The organism is Natronosalvus amylolyticus, assembly GCF_024298845.1.
Classification (GTDB): domain Archaea; phylum Halobacteriota; class Halobacteria; order Halobacteriales; family Natrialbaceae; genus Natronosalvus; species Natronosalvus amylolyticus.
Window position 1 is genome coordinate 360,471 of the sequence record NZ_CP101156.1, and the last position, 19,217, is coordinate 379,687.

The window sequence follows — 19,217 nt, forward strand, 5'->3', positions numbered from 1 at the left end:
CCGCGCTCGCACACGGGCAGATATGCACGTCGTCGTCAACGCGGCCATGAGTGCGGATGGCAAACTGTCGAGTCGACGCCGCGAACAGGTCCGTATCAGTGGCGACGAAGATTTCGACCGTATGGACGCCCTTCGAGCGGCCAGCGACGCGGTCGTCGTCGGCGTCGGGACCGTGCTGGCGGACGACCCGCACCTGACGGTCAAAGACGAAGCGCGCTCGAGCGAACGGGTCGACGCTGGTGAGGCCCCCTGTCCCGCTCGAGTCGTCATCGATTCACGGGGACGGACACCCACTGAGGCCGCGATTCTCGACGGCACCGCCGAGACGTTCGTCTGTGTCAGCGAGGACGCGCCCACGAGCGCCCGTGAGCGACTCGGCGAGCGAGCCACGGTTATCACTGCCGGGAGCGGCCGCGTCTCGCTCGTCGACGCCTTCGAAGGGCTCGAGCAGGCGGGTCTCGAGCGGTTGATGGTCGAAGGCGGCGGCGAACTCATCTTTTCACTGTTCGAAGCCGGTCTGGTCGACGAACTGTGCGTATTCGTCGGCCCGCAGATCATCGGCGGTCGAGACGCCCCGACGCTGGCCGACGGCGACGGCTTCGTCGAGGATTTTCCCGCACTTACACTCGAGGCCGTCGAACGTCTCGATGATGGGGTCGTCCTTCGGTGGCAGGTTCGGTCCTGATCGATGTTCGCTGACAAGTACGCCCCTGATCGAGATTCGCCCCAGGAGAGTCGGGTTCGACGGCAGTGAGACGCCCGGAAACCGATACGTTATCTACCCTGCCTCGAACACTCGAGGGTATGGTCCTCGAGCGAGTTCGCCCGATTGCACGGTCGTATTTCGACGAGCGCGTGGCTCCCGCCCACGACTGGCACCACGTGAAACGCGTCGAGACGAACGCGAAGCGCCTCGTTCAGTCGCACTCGGAGGCGGACGAACAGACGGTGTTTCTGGCGGTCTTGCTCCACGACATCGGTCGCCCTGCTGAAGATGCCGGGACCGTCGACGACCACGCCGAGTGGGGTGCCCGTGAAGCCAGAACGATCCTCGAGGAACTGGAGGCCGACGTCGAATCGGAGCGAATCGATGCCGTCGCCCACTGCATTCGCGCCCACCGATTTTCGAACGACGTCGAGCCGCGAACGCTCGAGGCCCGGATTCTCTCCGATGCCGACAATCTGGATGCGCTGGGCGCAATTGGCCTGGCACGGACGTTTTCGTACGGCGGCGAGCGTGGTACGACGATCTATGACTCCTCGTTGCCGCCCGAAGCCGACGGCTCGAGTGCCGGTAAAACGAGTGTCAATCACGTCCATAAGAAACTACTCGCTTTGCCAGACCGGATGTACACCGAGGCTGGCCGGACGCTCGCAGAAGAGCGGTGTGCATTCATCGAATCGTTTCTCGAAACCCTCGAGGGTGAGGTTGGCAACCGTGGTGGAACCGCTGACGGGCGCGAACACGGTAGCGATGTCGAGGGTGGCCCAGCGCATAGCGATCGATAGCCGAACGACCACTGGTATATCCATCGACGGTGTTTGTCCAGCCGTGACAGCGGACGAACGCCAACGCTGGGAGTCGCGCTACGAGCGGACCGCGTTTCGCTCGCCGGAAGACCCGTCGCCGATTCTCGAGGCGACCCTCGAGTCGGTAGAACCGGGGCGGGCGCTCGATATTGCAACGGGCCTCGGCCGAAACGCCCGATTGCTGGCAGATCGCGGGTGGACGGTCGATGCCATCGACATTTCACGGACGGCCCTCGAGCGGGGGCGGTCCCGTTCTGCCAGGGAGCAACGTTCCGATTCGTCGTCGATCAACTGGATACTCGCCGACGTGGACACCTACTGCTTTCGAGCATCGCGGTACGACCTGATTACGATCAGTTTTTTCGATGCACGGACGCGATTGTCCGCGATTCTCGAGGCACTTGCTCCGGGTGGGGTACTCGTGTACGAACACTATCTGCACTCGATCGATGCTGTGTGTGAGGACGACTCGAGCAATGTTGACCGGAAGGGTGGGCCTAGCGACCAGTACCGGTTCGCACCGAACGAGTTGCTCGAGGCCTGTTCTTCCCTTCGAATTCGGTTCTACGACGAACGTCCGGTTCGTGGGGAACGGCGGGTCGTACTCGTGGGTGAGCGCCTCGAGTCTGCTTCTGAGTGACCGTCATCGTTCGATGTCACTGCACAGAGGCGTCAGCACACCGTTTCATAGGAATTCGTAGCCAGCCGGCGGTTTCGAAGGACGGCTGTCGACGCTGTGCCTCGGTTCTTCCTCGGTACCGATGAACGCCGACGATAATCCTAATCAGTTCACACCGCGTACCATCCCCCAGAACAGCGCGCCACCCAGTGTGAGGACGAAAAGCAGGATAGCGACCACGATGGCTGGCGACACGATCGGCCACAACAAGATGGCGATAATGGCAATGAGGAGGCCGATTATCAGATTTAGTCGATACAAAATCGCATCGTCGGACATGACAAATGCTGCTAGGTCGACATGTGAATAGCTTTGGACGGGATTCGAGACCGAAAACGTACAAACCGATCAGGCCAGCCCGATCTGTTCGGTGTACGCGCCGTAGTGGTCTTCGAACACCTGCATGATTTCGCCCATCGTCGCGTAGGCCTTCACCGCCTCGACGATGGCTGGAATGGTGTTTTCGTCGTTTTCGATCGCCGACTCGACCGCCTCGAGCGCCGCGGTGACTGTCTCCTCGTCACGTTCAGCTTTCGTCCGCTCGAGGCGCTCGAGTTGGGTCTCCTGGGCGGTTTCATCGACGTGCAGAATGTCCGGGGAGGTGTCCTCGTCGATGGTGAACTTGTTGACGCCGACGACGATTTCTTCCTCGCGTTCGACGCGTTCCTGGTACTCGTAGGATGCTTCCTGGATTTCCCGCAGGAAGTAGCCGTCGTCGATCCCGTTGAGGATCCCGTCACGGACCGACCCGTCGCCCATCTCGCGAATTTCCTCGATGTAGGCCATCGCCTCCTGCTCGACTTCGTTCGTCAGAGCCTCGACCGCGAAGGAGCCACCGAGCGGGTCGACGATGTCGGCTGCTCCTGACTCTTCGGCGATGATCTGCTGCGTTCGCAACGCGACGCGAACGGCCTTCTCGCTTGGCAGTGCCAGCGCCTCGTCGAAACTGTTCGTGTGCAGCGACTGGGTGCCTCCGAGCACACCCGCCAACGCCTGCATCGTCACTCGAGCGACGTTGTTGATCGGCTGCTGGGCGGTCAGCGATTGGCCAGCGGTCTGGGTGTGGAACTTCAGCCGTTTGGATTCGGCTCGTTCGGCGTCGTACCACTCGTCCATCACGCGGGCGTAAATACGTCTGGCCGCGCGGAACTTCGCAATCTCCTCGAAAAACGAGTTGTGACAGTTGAAGAAAAAGGAGAGTCGCGGGGCGAACTCGTCTACCTCGAGGCCGCGGTCCATTGCATCCTCGACGTAGCCGAAGCCGTCGGCGAGCGTGAACGCGAGTTCCTGAATCGCGGTCGACCCGGCTTCGCGGATGTGGTAGCCGGAAACAGAGATGGGGTGAAACTTCGGCGTCTGCTCGGTCGAGAATTCGACGACGTCGGTCACGAGTTTGAGCGCCGGTTCGGGGGGAATCACCCACTCTTTCTGGGCGATAAACTCTTTGAACATGTCGTTTTGCAGCGTTCCACGAACCTGCTCTCGAGGAACTCCCTGTTGATCGGCCAGTGCGACGTACATCGCGTAAATGACCGGGGCGGAGGGATTGATGGTGAAACTCGTCGAGACGTCGCCGACGTCGATCCCGTCGAACAGAATCTCCATATCTCGTAAGGTGTCGACGGCAACACCCTCCTTGCCGACTTCGCCGTCACTCATCGGATCGTCAGAATCCAGGCCCATCAGCGTCGGCATGTCGAACGCCGTCGACAGTCCGGTCTGTCCCTGCTCGATCAGGTAGTGAAACCGCTCGTTAGTCTCCTCTGCAGTGCCGAAGCCGGCGAACTGGCGCATCGTCCACGTCCGCCCCCGGTACATCGTTGGATAGGGGCCGCGAGTGTAGGGCTCCTCGCCGGGAAAGCCCAGATCCTCGAGGAAATCGAGCTCATCGACGTCGTTGGGCGTGTACAGCCGGTCGACCTCGAGGTTCGAGATCGTCGCAAAGCGGTCTTTGCGCTCGCCAAACCGATCGAGTACCGGCTCGAGGGTCTCCGATTCCCAGTCCTCCCCGGCGGACTGTATCGACTCGAGTTCGTCGTCATCGTACATGATCGTAATTTTTGCCGGACTGCCGGTTAAGCATTCCGGGACGGCCCCTCGAGTCGTCTGACGACGGACTGGGAGTGGCGACCGAGTTAATAGTGTCCCATCACACCGAGTTTTCGTGCCCGCCGAACGAGGAGGTGGAAGACGGCGTACCCACCAAGGAGGTACGCGGTTCCGTTACCCACCAGGGCAACCAGTAGCCACCCATCGAGTTGCCACAGGTGCACGCCCTCGATCATCGCCTGTGAGAGCAGTCCGCTCCCGAGACTGAACGGTACGACGAGCAAGACCGTCGAATCGATTGCCCCGGGTGCGGCAATCAGCCCGATGAACCCGAACTGCAGCAGTTGTTGCACGTTTTCGATCCGCTTGTACAACAACGAGAGGCCAGCGAAGAGAAAGCCGAGGCCAATCGCCGGTAAAATCGTGATCAAGAGGATCGGAACGATGGTCACCGGATCGATCGTCAGCGTTCGGTCCGTCGTGATCAACATTACGGCTAGCAATGCGAAAGCGATGAGTACGCTGAAAACGATATTGAACACCGTCTTCGCTAACAGCACGCGTCCGATTCCGAACGGTGACATGAAAAGCTGCTCGAGGGTCCCCCACTGGGCTTCCCGCATCACGTTCCCGGCCACGTCGAAATACGCGGCAGTGACGCCGATAAACAGGAAAAAGCCGACGACGAGGCCATCGAGCGTTCCATCGAGGCTGTCGCCAGCGGCGGCCTGACCGCCGAAGAACATCAGGGCGAAAAAGAGGTAGAAGCCGACGAGCAACATCGCGGTGTTGATCCAGTAGCGTTTGAGCAGTATCAGTTGCTTCTCGAAGACAGCCGCGAGTAACCCGAGATGACCGGTTCGACTCATCGGTCCGCCTCCGATGTGTTTGGTGGGACATCTGCGTCGGTATCACTCCCTTCTGTCCGTTCAGTCGTCGAACGGTCGCTTGCTGCGCTCGTCGAATGTGCCTTCCCTTCCACTCTCATCGAATGTGTATCTCCCGCATCGGTCACCTCGAGGAACACGTCCTCGAGGTCGATTTCAGTCGTCTCGACGGCCAGTAACCGACAGTCACTGCCGCGAAGGACGTCCATCAGTTCGTAAAAGTCGCTATCCTGTACGTGTGGAACGTCGAACAACAGTTTCGGTCCGCGTTCGATCCACTCGGTAGCGGCGAATTCCTCCTCGAGGCGGCGTTTTCGTGCTGCTTCGAGGCGTCCCTCGAGCGTAATCCGGTACGCTTGCGTTCGAAACACATCGATCAGGTCCTCGAGGGCGTCGTCTGCAACCACTCGACCCTCGTTCATGATGATCACCCGGTCACAGACGGCCTCGATGACGTCCATATCGTGACTCGAGAGCACGACCGTACGCGATTCGCGTTCGACCAGGTCACGCAGTTGTCGGCGTAACTCGAGTGAGCTCTCCACGTCGAGACCGAGCGTCGGTTCGTCGAGAAACGACAGCGGCGTGTCCCGAATCAGCGTGCATGCAAGCGACGCTTTCTGTTTCATCCCTCTCGAGAGCTCGTTCACCGTCGTATCGGCCTTTGCCGTCAGGCCAACCTGCTCGATGAGAGCGTCGATCCGATCATTGTCGGCAGGTTTGTCGGCGAGTCTGGCGAAAAAACGCAGGTTTTCCCGAACGGTCAATCGCCAGTAGATGTTGCGTGCCCCCTCGAGCATCGCACTGACGGATCGATATCCCTCGCTCGGGGCAGCGATCGGATCGACGCCATCGATTCGAACCTCACCCGTATCCGGTTCGATTAATCCGAGCAGTATTTTGATCGTCGTGGTCTTTCCCGCCCCGTTCGGTCCGAGGACACCGACGACGGTGCCTCGCTCGATCTCCAGCGAGAGGTCGTCGACTGCTGTAACTTTCCCGTCCCCGCTCCCGTAGGTTTTCGAGAGGCCTGTGGCTCGAAGAATCGCGTCTCTCGAGTTGTCGGGTGACAACTCCTGTTGCTCCATTGACTGAAGATATGCTACCACGCAGTAAAAAGTTCTCCATCGAACGGTGATGGAATAAACGACCACCTCCGGAGAATCCTATTCCGTGAGGAGGCGGCGCAACACGAGGTGAAGGACGCCACCGTTCTCGACGTACTTCACTGCGGCCGGCGTGCCGACCTGGGCAGTCACGTCGAACTCGGTCGTTTCGCCGTCCTCGTCTTCGGCAACCACGGTGAGTTCCTGGTTTGTCTCGAGGCCGTCCTCGAGGCCGCGGATTTCGAAGTATTCGGAGCCGTCGAGGCCGAGCTCTTCCCAGCCCTCGCCGTCTTCGAACTGCAGCGGCAGAACACCCATGCCGACGAGGTTGTCGCGGTAAATGCGCTCGTAGCTCTCGCCGATGGTTGCGCGGATGCCGAGCAGGTCGGTCCCTTTCGCGGCCCAGTCACGACTCGAGCCGGTCCCGAGTTCGATACCGGCCATGACGATGAGCGGGGTGTCCTCGTCCTGATACCGCATGCTGGCGTCGTAGACGGTCGTCTCCTCACCGGTCGGATGGTGGATGGTGTAGCCGCCTTCCTTTCCATCGAGCATCTCGTTCTGGATACGGACGTTCGCGAAGGTCCCGCGCATCATGACCTCGTGGTTGCCACGGCGTGAGCCGTAGGTGTTGAACTCGTAGGGTTCGACACCCTGCTCCATGAGCCACTGCCCAGCAGGCAGGTCCTCACTGAAGGGGCCGGCGGGGCTGATGTGGTCGGTCGTCACGGTGTCACCCAGCGTGAGCAGACAGCGAGCGTTCGCGATGTCCTCGACGCCCGGTTCCTCGAGCGGGAAGTCCTGGAAAAACGGTGGCTCGCGGATGTACGTCGATTCCGAATCCCACTCGTAGACGTCTCCCGTGGGCGCTTCGAGGGCCTCCCAGCGTTCGTCCCCTTCGAAGATACTGGCGTACTTCTCCTCGAACATCTCGGGCGAGACGTTGTCGTGGATGGTCTGGCGAATCTCTTCCGGGTCGGGCCAGATGTCCTCGAGGTAGACTTCTTCGCCATCGTCGGTCGTACCGATGGGCTCGTTCTCGAGGTCGATGTCCATCTTGCCAGCGAGGCCGTAGGCGACGACGAGCGGCGGGCTAGCGAGGTAGTTCGCGCGGATTTTCGGGTGAATTCGGGCCTCGAAGTTGCGGTTGCCCGAGAGGACGCTGGTCGTCCAGAGGTCGTACTCGTCGATGGCGGCTTCGATTGGCTCGGCCAGCGGGCCAGCGTTGCCGATACAGGTCGTACAGCCGTAGCCGACGACGTGGTAGCCCAGTTCCTCGAGGTCGTCGAGCAGGTCGGCCTGTTTCAGGTACTCCGTGACGACTTTACTGCCGGGGGCGAGGCTGGTCTTGACGTATTCGGGCACCTCGAGGCCGTACTCGGCGGCGTTGCGCGCGAGCAGACCGGCGGCAACCATCACCGACGGGTTCGAGGTGTTCGTACAGGAGGTGATCGCGCTCACGAGCACGGAGCCGTGGCCGATCTCGACCTCGGTGCCGTCCTCGAGTGTGACGGGCACCTTCTCGCCAAGGCCGGGTTGACGTTCGGCGACGAGGCCGCCGTCGCTCTCCGCCGCTCCGGAGTCGATTACCCCTTGCTCCTCGAGCAGTGTCGGGAAGTGCTCGTCGAGGTCGCCCATCGGGATGCGGGCGTGGGGTTTCTTGTGACCGGCGAGGCTCGGCTCGACGTCGCCGAGGTCGAACTCGACCGTCTCGGTGAACTCGGGGTCGTGCTTGCCGAAGAGCCCCTGGGCCTCGAGGTACTCTTTCACCAGTTCGATGTGGTCCTCGTCGCGACCAGTCAACTCGAGGTAGTCGAGCGTCTTGTCGTCGACGGGGAACATGCTGATGGTACAGCCGTGCTCGGGCGACATGTTCGAAATCGTTGCGCGGTCGGCGACCGAAAGCTGGGAGACTCCTTCACCGTAGAACTCGACGAACTTGTCGACGACGCCAACCTGGCGGAGCTTCTCGGTGATGTGTAACACGAGGTCGGTCGCAGTCGCTCCCTCTGGGAGTTCGCCCGTGAGTTCGACCCCGACCACTTCGGGCAGGGTCATCGTGATCGGCTGGCCGAGCAGCGCGGCTTCGGCTTCGATACCGCCGACACCCCAGCCGACGACACCGATGCCGTTGATCATCGGCGTGTGGCTGTCAGTGCCGACGAGGGTGTCTGGCAGGAGCCACTGTTCGCCGTCGACCTCGCGGTCGTGCACGACCTGGCCGAGGTACTCGAGGTTGACCTGGTGGACGATACCGGTCCCCGGTGGGACGACGTTGAAGTCCTCGAAGGCCTGTTCGGCCCACTTGATCGCGCGGTAGCGTTCCTCGTTGCGCTCGTACTCGATTTCGACGTTCTTCTCGTATGCGTCCTCGCTTCCGAAGTAGTCGACCTGGACGCTGTGGTCGATCACGAGGTCACAGGGAACCTCGGGCTCGACGATGGTTGGGTCCTCGCCTGCGCGGTCGGCCGCTGAGCGAAGTGCCGCGAGGTCGACGACGGCCGGGACGCCGGTGAGGTCCTGCAGGACCACGCGGGAGGGGCTGAAGGGTACTTCGACGTCAGGGACGTCGGGTTCCCAGGAGGCCGCGTTTTTCACGTCGTCTTCGGTTACCATCTCGCCGTCGACGTTTCGGAGGACGGACTCGAGCAGCACGCGGATACTCACTGGCAGTTTCTCCAGTTCGCAGAGTCCTTGTTCTTCGAGGACGGTGAGATCAGCGTACGTATACGTTTCGCCGTCTCGCTCGAGTTCGCTAATCGCCCCGAACGGATCGGCAGTGGTTGAATTGTTCGTCATCGATATTGTATAAACTGACGCGAAGGGGCGGTGTGAACCTATCGATATCCCTCGCAATACCTGCCGGGTTTGCCCGATATCGTGGCCTGAGAAGCCACTTAATACCCCAACCGCTCGAGGGTCGACTCGAGTTCTTCGACGTAGCCACCGCCGAACAGGTGGACGTGGACGAGCAACGGGTACACTCGATAGACGAACCGGCGTCGCTCCCAGAACCCATCTCGAATCGACCGTTCTCGCTCGTAGGCGTCGAAAAACGCCGGTCCGAACGTGTCCGTCCAGTCGATGTATGCCAGTTCGATCTCCGGGTCGGCGTAGTACGTTGCGGGGTCGAGGAAAGCGGTCACGCGTTCGTCTCGAGCCAGGACGTTCGTTCGCCAGACGTCACCGTGAATCAGTGATGGCCGTGTCGGTTCCTCGAGCACCGACTCGAGGCCAGCAATGCATTTTTCGAGGCGGTCGGCCAGATACGTTGGAAGCGTTCCAGTGCCGGAGTCGGGATTTGCGGCGATGGCTCCTGCGTGTTGCAGCCGTTGTGTTCGATAGAACTCGACCCAGGACTCCGTCCACGGGTTCGGCTGGCGAACGGGACCAGTGAGGGTGTCCCGGGGAAACCCGTAGTCCGGCCCCTCGATTTCGTGAAGGGAAGCCACGTGCTTCGCGGCGTCTCGAGCCACTGACTCGTCGTGGGTCGTGGAACCATCGACGTGTTCGATCACCAGCAGATCGTCGTTCGCGTGGAACACGGCTGGAACGGGCAGGTGACTCTCTTCGGCGAGGTACTCGAGCATGAACGCTTCCGTCTCCAGTGGCGTGTTCCCGGTTTTGGCCACCACGGTGCGTCCGTTCGCGAGAGAGACACGAAACACCGAACCGATCTGACCGCCCTCGAGTTCGACGATGCGTTCCGGTGTCGTTCCGAGGACGTCGATCAGGGTTTCCTCGAGTGCAGTCCCGGTCACGATAATTTCTCACCCCGCAAAGCCATCATCGTCGGACGTACTCGAGGAACGAAAATCCCTCGTGTTCCTCGCGTTCGACTTCCTCCCACTCGTCGCGGACCCAGTCCGGAAACGAGGTGTCACCCTCGGGTCGGTCGTGAATCTCCGTGATGACTAACCGATCCAGGGCGGGAAGAAACTGCTCGTAGACCGTTGCACCGCCAGCGACAAATGCGCGTTCGGTCCCGCCGTGTCGATCCCCAGCGGCGTGTTCGGCTGCCGCCACCGCTTCCACGAGACTCGAGGCGACGACGGCGTTTTCGGGTGTCTCGAGGTCACGGCTGGTGATCACGATCGAGGTTCGCTCTGGGAGTGGCTCCCCGAGTGCCTCGACGATGCCCTCGTAGGTAACTCGCCCCATAATGACGGGATGGCCCGTCGTTTTGCGCTTGAAGTGAGCCAGATCTTCGGGGACGTGCCAGGGCATCTCGCCATCCCGTCCGATGATCCCGTTTTCGGCGACTGCGACGATGCCGACGAGTTCGAGATCCGTCCCAGAGACAGCCACAGGCACATCACGAGTTTCGTGTGCAACCTGGGTCCCATCCAGGTCTATAGCCCCGTTCGCATCCTGGGCCCCGGTATTCGGTTCGTCCCCCGTCATTCGGCTACCGAAAACCGCAGTCCGTCGTACGACTCGTACTCCCGAAGTTCGACGTCGTCGTGGCTGAATTCGTCGATGGAAACGTCAGCAACCTCGAGCGTCGGTCGCTCGAGTGGGTCGCGCGTACACTGAGTCAGCAGGTTCGGTACGTGGTCGAACCGTTCCTCCCCGTCGGCCTCGGCCGGTGCTTCTTCGACAAGCCACTCGCAAACCTCGGCGTAGTCCTCCCGGCCTTCGACGCCGTCGAGGCGCTTCTGGAGTCGCTCGAGGTTGTCTCCGTACCAGGAGCCTCGCTCGCCGGTGCCGCAGTAGACGTGGGCGTCGACGATTGTGTGCCCGAAGGTGCCCGGTTCGAGGCCAACCTGTCCGGCCACGAGTTTCGTCAGCAAGGCGTAGGCAGCGATGTTGAACGGAATCCCGAGCGCCACGTCGCCCGACCGCTGAGTGAGGTGGCAGTTGAGTCGGTCGCCCTGAACGTTGAACACGAAGCTGTAGTGACACGGCGGGAGCGTCGAGACGGCGGCGTTCGCCGGATGCCAGGCGTTGACCACCAGCCGTCTCGAGTTGGGGCGATCCGAGAGCGTGTCGATGACGTACTGAAGCTGGTCGAACGTCCGGCGACCGTCTGCCTCAGTATTCACCCAGCGATGGGCCTCCTCGGGCCAGGACTCTCCCTCGAGGCGACCGTCGGCCTCTGGAATCGGAAAGCGCCGCCAGAAGCGCCCGTAGGCGGTATCGAGCTGTCCCTCGTCGTCGGCCCAGGCGTTCCAGATTTTCGTCTCCTCGCGCAAATCGCGGATGTGCTCGTCGCCCGAGAGATACCAGCACATCTCGTGGATCATCGAGTTCCAGCGGTAGCCGTCCATCTTTTTCGTCGTCAACAGAGGATAGCCCGACTCGAGGTCGATTTCGTAGTGCTGGCTGAACGACGAGATGGTGTCGACGCCGGTTCGATTGGGTTTGTAGGCACCCTCCGAGAGGACCGCGTCGACGAGGTCGAGATACTGTTGCATACTGTGTCCGTTCCGAGTGAACCCACACATAGGTACCGATGTCGAGAACCACGCCATGGAGGCCGTGAGTTCATGTTGGTTGATGGCGTTTTATGCAGTATGGCAGAACTTGTCTCGAGTGAATTTGCCGAATCGCTCGTGAGCACCAGCAGAGTCACCGTCGGTGACACGCTCAGATCGGTTATTTACTTCACCCCCGAGGATTTCGAAGTGCTGTACGTTCGCTCCGATCTTTACGGCGGTGACGAGGACCTGATGCGCGAGGCAAAATCGACGATGGTCGAGAGTGAACGCGTCGGTTTCCAGGAGACAGAGCGGTATAACAAACAATCCCGAAACGGGACGACTGCCGAACCAACCGTGGGAGAGTACGAGTTCACCGTTCGCGTCTTCTCAGAGGGATTCATCAGCCGCGTCATCGTCGGCGACAGCGGGGTCATCATTACGAGCGACGGGATCGACATCGGTTCGTTCGAGGATATGTCCGTTGCGATCCGGAAAATGCTTGCCGAACCGCACGTCTAATACCCCCGTACCGAGGGGCGTTTGTCCCCTGACTGTCGCAGTAAGTCGACGGTGCTGTCGGTTCGAGTCGGTGAAATCGCCGAATTCAGGGCTCCACGTACTCGAGCCCCAGTTCTTCGAAGACGAACGACCAGGTGTCGAGGGCCTCCTCGACGACCATCCAGGTCGGTTTGCCCGTTCCGTGGCCGGTGTCTCGAGCCGTCTTGCAGAGGATCGGGTGCTCACCTGTGTTGTATGCTTGCATCCGGGCAGCCATCTTCCAGGCGTGGACGGGATGGACGCGTGTGTCGCTCTCGGCGGTTTTGAACAGGACGGCTGGATAGCCTCGCTCCTCGAGGTTGTGATAGGGTGAGTACTCGTAGATCCACTCGAACGCCGCCTCGTCCTCGGGTGACCCGTACTCGGTGGTCCACGATTCGCCGAGCAAGAAGGTGTGAAACTGGAGCATATCGAGCAGTGGGACGTGACACAACACCGCACGCACCAGGTCTGGTCGCTGTGTCATCACCGCACCAACGGTCAGGCCGCCGTTCGACCCACCCTGGATCGCGAGCCGATCACTCGAGGTGTACCCGCGCTCGATCAGTGACGCTGCAGCGGCGATCATGTCGTCGAACGTGTGTTGTTTCCGCTCGTGGCGTGCGGCCCGATGCCACTCCTTCCCAAACTCTCCGCCACCGCGGAAGTTGCCGACAGCGTAGACCCCACCCGAGCGCAAGAACGCCTGTCCGAAACGGGTGTACGACGGTGTCACGCTGATCTCGAAGCCACCGTACCCGTACAGCAACGCGGGATTGTCGCCGTCTAACTCGAGGCCCTCGCGATGGATGACGAACATGGGGACTTCGGCTCCGTCCGTCGAGTCGTACCTGACCTGTTTCACCTCGAGGTCGACCGCAGCCTGGAGGTCGGGTCGGTCCAGTTCCTCGAGGGTTGCACCGCTCTCGTCGGCGGCCGTCATCGTGGTGTTGTCATCTTCGTCCGCCGGCAGGGCCGCACGAAACACCGCAGGCGGCTGATCGAACGACTCGTAGCCGAAGAACGCCTCGGGGGCATCACGGTTGCCAGAGAGGCCCGTGACTGTACCGAGCCCCGGCAAGGGGATACGTCCCTGGGAGGCCCCCTCGAGGTCGAAGACCTCGAGTTCTGAGACTGCAGCCGTCTCGTACCGACAGAGGAGTCGCTCACCGGCAATCGTGGAGTTCTGTAAAATCCCCTCGCGAGGTGCGAGTACCTCCGGTAGTGTCGTGGGGTCGACGGGGCCGTCTATCTCTGCCAGGTCGAGCGAGAGCAGTCGATAGGTCGGTGCCTCGAGATTCGTTCGCAGGTAGGCGGTATCGCCGTAAACAAGCGGCATGAACAGGTTCTCGGTGTCCTCGAGGACGGGTGTGAGATCGTGACTCCCTGTGGTCACTGGTGCATACAGGAGTTCGCTCTTTTCCCACGCACTGACCAGCGTGAGCAGAAGGTGTCTGCCCGATCGGTCCGTCTGTAACTGCGGCCACGTCGACGGGTCCGTGATTTCGCACAGCAACTCGTCGTCCTCGGGGTCGGCCCCGAACTCGTGGTAGTGAACAGATTTCTCGAGCTGACCGCCCTGATCGGCACTTCCCGTTCGATAGTAGTACAGCCCAGACGCCGTCCACGCCACGCTGTGACAGCGCCCCAGTTCGGGGAGTTCGTCTATCACGTCGCCGGATGCAATTTCGATGACAGTTACGTCGTAGTTTTCGTTGCCAGCCTCGTCGACGCCGTAGGCGAGGCGGTCGCCTGCTGGTGAGGGCGACCACCACCCCATCGACACGGTCCCGTCATCGCTCCACTCGTTTGGATCGAGTAATACCGAGCGGTCCGCCTCGAGGGAAGGACGATGGGTGAGGACGGCCTGGTCATCGTCGGGGCGTTCGACTTCTTGAAAGTAGCCGGTTTTGCGGGCACTGATGGTTCCGTACTCGGTTATCTCGGCAAGCGCCTCGAACTCTGGACGGAGCGATTCGCGGACGCTCGCCGATTCGAGATACTCGTCTGCGTACTCGTTTTGTGTGTCGACCCAGTCCGAAATTTCCTCGGCATTGCCCTCGCCGTCCTCGAGCCATCGGTACGGATCGTCGATGACGACGCCGTGGCGCTCGTATCGCAGCTTCTCTCGTCTGGTTGCCGGCGGCCCGTTCATACCTCGAATTTAGCGGGGATGACAAAATACCTCCGTATCTCCAACGACGTTGCCGTCATTTCGATTTCCGTGACCTCCGGACACTCGAAACGGAACGGGATTCGCTCAAACGTCTCGAGGTGCGGGATGATCGGCGACCAGAGATAGGCACATCAGTGCATACCTCGCTCTCGTGAAAGAGCAACCTTTACAGGTTCCTGCGTACCGTTTTCGACCATGCGCGAACACGTACTGCTGATCGGAGGCGGCGGCCGCGAGCACGCTATCGCCCGTTCACTGGCCGACAGCGAGGCGGAACTGTACGCCTGTGCGGGGAACACTAATCCAGGCATCGCGAGTCTTTCGAGCGGGTTTCAGTCGCTCGAGACGACCGACCCCGAGGCCGTCGTCGAGTACGCCCAGTCGGTCGACGCGACCATCGCCGTCGTCGGCCCCGAAGCTCCACTCGAGGCTGGCGTGGCCGACGCCCTCGAAGAAGCTGGCATCTATGCGTTCGGTCCCCACCAGGCCGAAGCCCGAATCGAGACGGACAAAGCGTTCCAGCGGCAGTTCATGCGTGAGCACGATATCACGGGCTGTCCGGACTTCGAGACGTTCGAAGACGGCGAGACCGCCTGCGAGTATATCGACGAGTACGACGGCGACCTCGTGATCAAACCCGCCGGACTCACGGGCGGGAAGGGCGTGAAAGTCATCGGTGATCAGGTCACCCCCGAAGAGGGGAAAGCCTACATCCACGAATCCGACTACGACACCATCGTCCTCGAGGAACGGCTGATCGGCGAGGAGTTCACCGTACAGGCGTTCGTCGCCAACGGGGACGTCCGAACGGCACCAGCGGTACAGGACCACAAACGGGCCTACGAGGGAGACGAAGGGCCGAACACGGGCGGGATGGGCAGTTACTCCGACGCGAGTCGGGAACTGCCGTTCATGACCGAAGCCGATTACGACGACGCCGTCGCCATCATCGAAGAAACCGTCGATGCACTGGAGGGCTACAAGGGCATCCTCTACGGCCAGTTCATGCTCACGGCCGAGGGGCCGAAAGTCATCGAATTTAACGCCCGCTTTGGCGACCCCGAGGCGATGAACACGCTTCCGGTCCTCGAGACGCCGTTCCTCGACGTGTTGACTGCTGCACGAGACCGTGACCCGTTACCGGACCTCGAGTTCGCCGGACAGGCGACCGTCTGTAAGTACGCGGTGCCGGAAGGCTACCCGACTGATCCAAAAAGCGGTGCCAAAGTGCAGGTCGACGAGGAGAGCGTGGCTTCGGTGGTCGCGGACTCGTCGAATGGCGACGGCTCGGGTGAGCGAGGCGACGCCCTCCTGTACTATGCGAGCGTCGACGCTCGAGATGACGGAGTGTACACGACGACCTCGCGATCGTTTGCCGTGGTTGGTATCGCTGATACCATCGCCGACGCGGAGGCAATTGCAGAGGAGGCGCTCACCATGGCGGGCGAAGAAGGGCTGCACATGCGCCACGATATCGGTAAAGCCGATCTCGTCCAGCGACGGATCGACCACATGAACGAACTACGCAGCGACTGACGAGCTCCGGTTTTTTCGCGTCTCGAGTGTGGTTTCCTCGGCCAGTCTTTACACCACCATCAGGCGTTCGTCCCTTGCAGGCCGTCGACGAACGCGCTCGTCGCTCGATAGAGGACTACCAACCCCGCGAGCCCCACGAGGAGACCGAGGACGATAGCGACCGGGCCGAACCCGGCGAATGCGGTCGAGAGTCCAACCCAGGTCGCCGCCGCCAACGCGAGGAAGACGCCGACGGTGAGCAAGACGTAGCGAAACAGCGCAACTCGAGGTGAGCCGCGGTTCAGTGCCTCGAGGCCGCCAAGTTGGATAGCAGCCGCTTCGACGGCGAGTTGCAAGCCGATGAGCAACGAAAGCCCAAGCACGAGGAGACTCACGGCGGCCTGCTCGAAAACCGACTCGTAGCCGAGTGCATCGGCGACCGCGAGCACACCGGTGTGGAGTAACACCGTGACGGGAATGCCGACAAGCATGGCGGCACCGAGATAGACCAGGCTGGGAATGACCAGCGAACGGTTTTGGGTTGCCATGGCATCATATCAACCAGCAGTTATATATTCCTTTCTCCCGAGGCGCCACCGCTACCAACCGTTTGTTCAGCAAGAATTGGTACACGATTTGTAGCAACATACTACAGTAAGCATATCGTCAAATCAAGCGGTCACCTTCTTGTACTGCCACCTCCAACGACCGTCCAGTGAGCGACGACCCCTCCTCGAGACACGACCGAATTCGCCACCATCCCACACCGGGTGGAGCGAACTCGTTGGGCCACTGGACGAGCGCGCGCCACCCGCTTCGTGTGGCCTTCAACTACATCGTCGTCTGGCTGATTCGCATCTCGCCCAGCCTCAAACTGAAACGCTGGCTCATGCGCCGACTCGGCATGACTGTCGAACGGGGCGTGTCGTGGGGCCTCGAGGCGACACCGGACGTGTTCTGGCCTGACCTGATCACGGTCGAAGCCGACGCTATCGTGGGCTACGATGCAACGATTCTCTGTCACGAGTTCTTGCAAGAGGAGTACCGAACCGGCGAGGTCGTCATCGGCGAAAAGGCGATGATCGGTGCGGGCGCAATCGTCCTCCCTGGCGTCGAGATCGGCGCGGGCGCGAGCGTGGCCGCAAACTCACTGGTGACTCGAGACGTGCCGCCGGGAGCCACCGTTGCCGGAGTGCCCGCAGAACCCATGGGATCTGCCGGCGTCAAATCGGGCGAACCGGTCGATGAGGAGTGAATCGAATTGGTGTACTCGTGTACAGATCAGCGACTACCCCGGTTCCTCGCCCACCACGACACCGAATCCTGTGGGACGGTTGAAAGGTGGTCACTGCTGTCTCGAGGTCTCTCAATGGAAACGCGTCGCTACCAGGCGCCTTCGAGTGCCGCCAATCCGAGGACGGAACCTGCGGTGATGATGACGGTCCACAGCCCGATCGAGGCAGTCATCCAGAGGAGGGTGTTACGCGTTCGAGCCCCGAGTCCCAACGCGAAGACGGCCGCGAGGTGGACGCCCGTGACGACCGGTGAGAGCAGCGCCAATCCTGGAAGGCCATAGCGATTCCAGAGTTGTGTTGCACGTTTCCGCCGACCAGCGGGCTCGGTGTCGGCGGTCGAGTCACCCTCGAGCCACGACTGCAGACGGTCGTACGCGAGACAGATGCCGTATATCGGAAGGACGTTGCCGGCAAACGCGGCGATGGCGACTGCCACCGGGTCGAGGCCGATGGCAATTCCGATAGGGATAACGACCAGAATCTCGAGTAGCGGAATCGCGGCGAGCACGAAGACGAGACCGTACTGCCAGATACCACCTGCATTGGCGAGCAGTGATCTGACCCAGGATTCGGTGTCGGCAAAAGAGAACGCGAGCGTCTCGAGAGACAGACCAACGACAAGCACGGACAACTCGGGGAGGGACACTGTCGTCGTCTACAGGGACGGCCAGGCCGTTCTGGCACGGTTCCAGGACGTCAGGTCGGCAATCCAGCGGGCCGCGATGAGCTTTTTGAGGTTCTTCGCGGGGAAGCCCCCGAACGTGTCGAACGGCAGCAGTTTGACGTCGTGGGCGACTGCTTTGTCACCGACGGAGACGACCGTTCCTTTGTCGTCGTACTCCCAGGTTTTGAGGGGGCGGTTGTCGATGGCTCGAGCGATGTTTTCGCCGACGACCTCGGCCGCCTGCCAGGCAGCCTGTGCGGTTGGCGGCGCGGGCTGGTCGCCCTGGTCTATGACAGCGGAGTCGCCGATGGCGAACACGCGCTCGTCGGTAGTCTGGAAGTTTGCTTTCGCAGTGACGCGGTTGTGCTGATTGTCGAGGCTGGTTCCATCGAGCGCTTCGCGGCCGGTGATACCGCCGGTCCAGACGAACACGTCGTACTCGAGTGGGTCGCCCTCGTCGAAGTGGATCACGCCGTCTTCGGCCTCGGTGATCGGGTCGTCCGTATGGATACGGACGCCGGCTTCCTCGAGGAGGTCGCGCAGGGCCTGCTGAATCTCCGGGTCGTTACCGGGGAAAATCTCGTCGAGTGCTTCGACGAGGTGAATCTCGAGCGGCGCTCGGTTGGCGTCGCGGAACTCGGCGATTTCGCCAGCGGTCTGGATACCGGACAGACCGGCCCCGCCGATGACGACCTGTGCTGGCTCGCCACGGGTTGCGTCCTGACTGGCGGTTTTGATCGCGTCGTGGATGTCGAGTGCGTCCTCGAGGCACTTTAGCGTCAGAGAATTTTCTGCCAGACCTGGGATGCCGTAGTATGCCGTCTGGCTGCCCAGTGCGACGAGAACGTAATCGTACTCCACGTCGTCGCTTTCCTCGAGTTCGACGACCTGTTCGTCGGTGTCGAGCGCGGTGACAGTGTCTTTGATGAAACGCGTACTCGGGTCTGCGATATCGGCGACGGGAATCGTGATATCCGACCGAACGGATGGGTCGCGGACGACGCGGTGGGATTCGTGCAAGACGAGATGATAATCAGTGTCAGAAATCCACGTTATCCGGGTGTTACTCCCGAGATGTGCCTGTAACGACTTGATCGCACCAGCCCCGGCATACCCCGAGCCGAGTACGACGACGTTTTCGGTCATACTGGTCTCTGAGGAATACTCCGATACAAAGGTGTTGAAACACGAATCACCGTGTGCACCGTTCGCACCCGGCATATCCTGTCGAAAACGGTTAATAAATTGACTGTTCAAACGAGGTCGATTGGTGAACGAGTAAGTGTATCGAACAGTCCCTCTCTCCCGAAAAATGCGAGCCATCGGTCCGGCAATCGGCCGGTTGCCAGCCACTTC

18 protein-coding genes are annotated in these 19,217 nt (G+C 61.2%); 6 read left to right on the forward strand and 12 right to left on the reverse strand.

What is annotated here, in order from left to right; all coding sequences use genetic code 11:
* Window positions 1-22 precede the first annotated feature (22 nt).
* The 3 genes from NLK60_RS01795 to NLK60_RS01805 all read left to right on the forward strand — a co-directional run bounded on the left by NLK60_RS01795 (window position 23) and on the right by NLK60_RS01805 (window position 2,170).
* Window positions 23-685: a 2,5-diamino-6-(ribosylamino)-4(3H)-pyrimidinone 5'-phosphate reductase gene (locus NLK60_RS01795; protein ID WP_254809192.1), complete on the forward strand. Its 663-nt coding sequence runs from the start codon at window positions 23-25 to the stop codon at window positions 683-685.
* Window positions 686-804: 119 nt separating this feature from the next.
* Complete coding sequence (locus tag NLK60_RS01800) at window positions 805-1,509, forward strand: HD domain-containing protein (protein WP_254809193.1); 705 nt, start codon at window positions 805-807, stop codon at window positions 1,507-1,509.
* Between the two features lie 43 nt (window positions 1,510-1,552).
* On the forward strand, window positions 1,553-2,170 hold the full coding sequence (locus tag NLK60_RS01805; RefSeq protein ID WP_254809194.1) for a class I SAM-dependent methyltransferase: 618 nt from the start codon (window positions 1,553-1,555) through the stop codon (window positions 2,168-2,170).
* Window positions 2,171-2,314: 144 nt separating this feature from the next.
* On the opposite strand, the gene NLK60_RS01810 is transcribed toward NLK60_RS01805, so the two are convergent.
* The 8 genes from NLK60_RS01810 to thyA form a co-directional block, all read right to left on the reverse strand.
* Window positions 2,315-2,488 carry a hypothetical protein gene (locus NLK60_RS01810; RefSeq protein ID WP_254809195.1) on the reverse strand — a complete coding sequence of 58 codons (174 nt, stop codon included), beginning with the start codon at window positions 2,486-2,488 and terminating at the stop codon, window positions 2,315-2,317.
* Between the two features lie 69 nt (window positions 2,489-2,557).
* Window positions 2,558-4,258, reverse strand: coding sequence for a methylmalonyl-CoA mutase family protein (locus NLK60_RS01815; protein WP_254809196.1), 1,701 nt, complete (start codon window positions 4,256-4,258; stop codon window positions 2,558-2,560).
* Window positions 4,259-4,344: 86 nt separating this feature from the next.
* Complete coding sequence (locus NLK60_RS01820; RefSeq protein ID WP_254809197.1) at window positions 4,345-5,127, reverse strand: ABC transporter permease; 783 nt, start codon at window positions 5,125-5,127, stop codon at window positions 4,345-4,347.
* Window positions 5,124-6,233 carry an ABC transporter ATP-binding protein gene (locus NLK60_RS01825; protein ID WP_254809198.1) on the reverse strand — a complete coding sequence of 370 codons (1,110 nt, stop codon included), beginning with the start codon at window positions 6,231-6,233 and terminating at the stop codon, window positions 5,124-5,126. The genes NLK60_RS01820 and NLK60_RS01825 overlap by 4 nt, the downstream gene beginning before the upstream one ends.
* A gap of 78 nt (window positions 6,234-6,311) precedes the next feature.
* Complete coding sequence (acnA, locus tag NLK60_RS01830) at window positions 6,312-9,050, reverse strand: aconitate hydratase AcnA (RefSeq protein WP_254809199.1); 2,739 nt, start codon at window positions 9,048-9,050, stop codon at window positions 6,312-6,314.
* Between the two features lie 98 nt (window positions 9,051-9,148).
* A complete protein-coding gene (locus tag NLK60_RS01835; protein ID WP_254809200.1) occupies window positions 9,149-10,012 on the reverse strand; it encodes a fructosamine kinase family protein in 864 nt (287 codons plus the stop codon).
* 25 nt (window positions 10,013-10,037) lie between these two features.
* A complete protein-coding gene (locus NLK60_RS01840) occupies window positions 10,038-10,655 on the reverse strand; it encodes a dihydrofolate reductase (RefSeq protein ID WP_254809201.1) in 618 nt (205 codons plus the stop codon).
* The gene (gene thyA / locus NLK60_RS01845; protein WP_254809202.1) at window positions 10,652-11,668 is read right to left on the reverse strand and encodes a thymidylate synthase; all 1,017 of its coding nucleotides are present in this window, start codon (window positions 11,666-11,668) and stop codon (window positions 10,652-10,654) included. Before thyA ends, NLK60_RS01840 begins: the two co-directional genes overlap by 4 nt.
* Before the next feature lie 99 nt (window positions 11,669-11,767).
* Between thyA and NLK60_RS01850 the strand changes: the two genes are divergently transcribed.
* Window positions 11,768-12,193: a DUF7522 family protein gene (locus tag NLK60_RS01850; RefSeq protein WP_254809203.1), complete on the forward strand. Its 426-nt coding sequence runs from the start codon at window positions 11,768-11,770 to the stop codon at window positions 12,191-12,193.
* Between the two features lie 85 nt (window positions 12,194-12,278).
* Here the strand turns inward: NLK60_RS01850 and NLK60_RS01855 are convergent, their stop codons facing one another.
* Window positions 12,279-14,366 (reverse strand): prolyl oligopeptidase family serine peptidase, encoded by a 2,088-nt coding sequence (locus NLK60_RS01855; RefSeq protein WP_254809204.1) that lies wholly within the window; start codon window positions 14,364-14,366, stop codon window positions 12,279-12,281.
* Between the two features lie 216 nt (window positions 14,367-14,582).
* Here NLK60_RS01855 and purD point away from each other — a divergent pair, with 216 nt between their 5' ends.
* A complete protein-coding gene (gene purD / locus NLK60_RS01860; protein ID WP_254809205.1) occupies window positions 14,583-15,923 on the forward strand; it encodes a phosphoribosylamine--glycine ligase in 1,341 nt (446 codons plus the stop codon).
* A gap of 59 nt (window positions 15,924-15,982) precedes the next feature.
* Here purD and NLK60_RS01865 read toward each other — a convergent pair whose 3' ends face one another.
* On the reverse strand, window positions 15,983-16,450 hold the full coding sequence (locus tag NLK60_RS01865; protein WP_254809206.1) for a hypothetical protein: 468 nt from the start codon (window positions 16,448-16,450) through the stop codon (window positions 15,983-15,985).
* Window positions 16,451-16,617: 167 nt separating this feature from the next.
* Here NLK60_RS01865 and NLK60_RS01870 point away from each other — a divergent pair, with 167 nt between their 5' ends.
* The gene (locus NLK60_RS01870) at window positions 16,618-17,157 is read left to right on the forward strand and encodes an acyltransferase (RefSeq protein ID WP_254809207.1); all 540 of its coding nucleotides are present in this window, start codon (window positions 16,618-16,620) and stop codon (window positions 17,155-17,157) included.
* 128 nt (window positions 17,158-17,285) lie between these two features.
* On the opposite strand, the gene NLK60_RS01875 is transcribed toward NLK60_RS01870, so the two are convergent.
* Entirely contained in the window at window positions 17,286-17,822 is a 537-nt protein-coding gene (locus NLK60_RS01875; protein WP_254809208.1) for a small multi-drug export protein, read from the reverse strand.
* 30 nt (window positions 17,823-17,852) lie between these two features.
* Entirely contained in the window at window positions 17,853-19,007 is a 1,155-nt protein-coding gene (locus NLK60_RS01880) for an NAD(P)/FAD-dependent oxidoreductase (protein ID WP_254809209.1), read from the reverse strand.
* Window positions 19,008-19,217 lie beyond the last annotated feature (210 nt).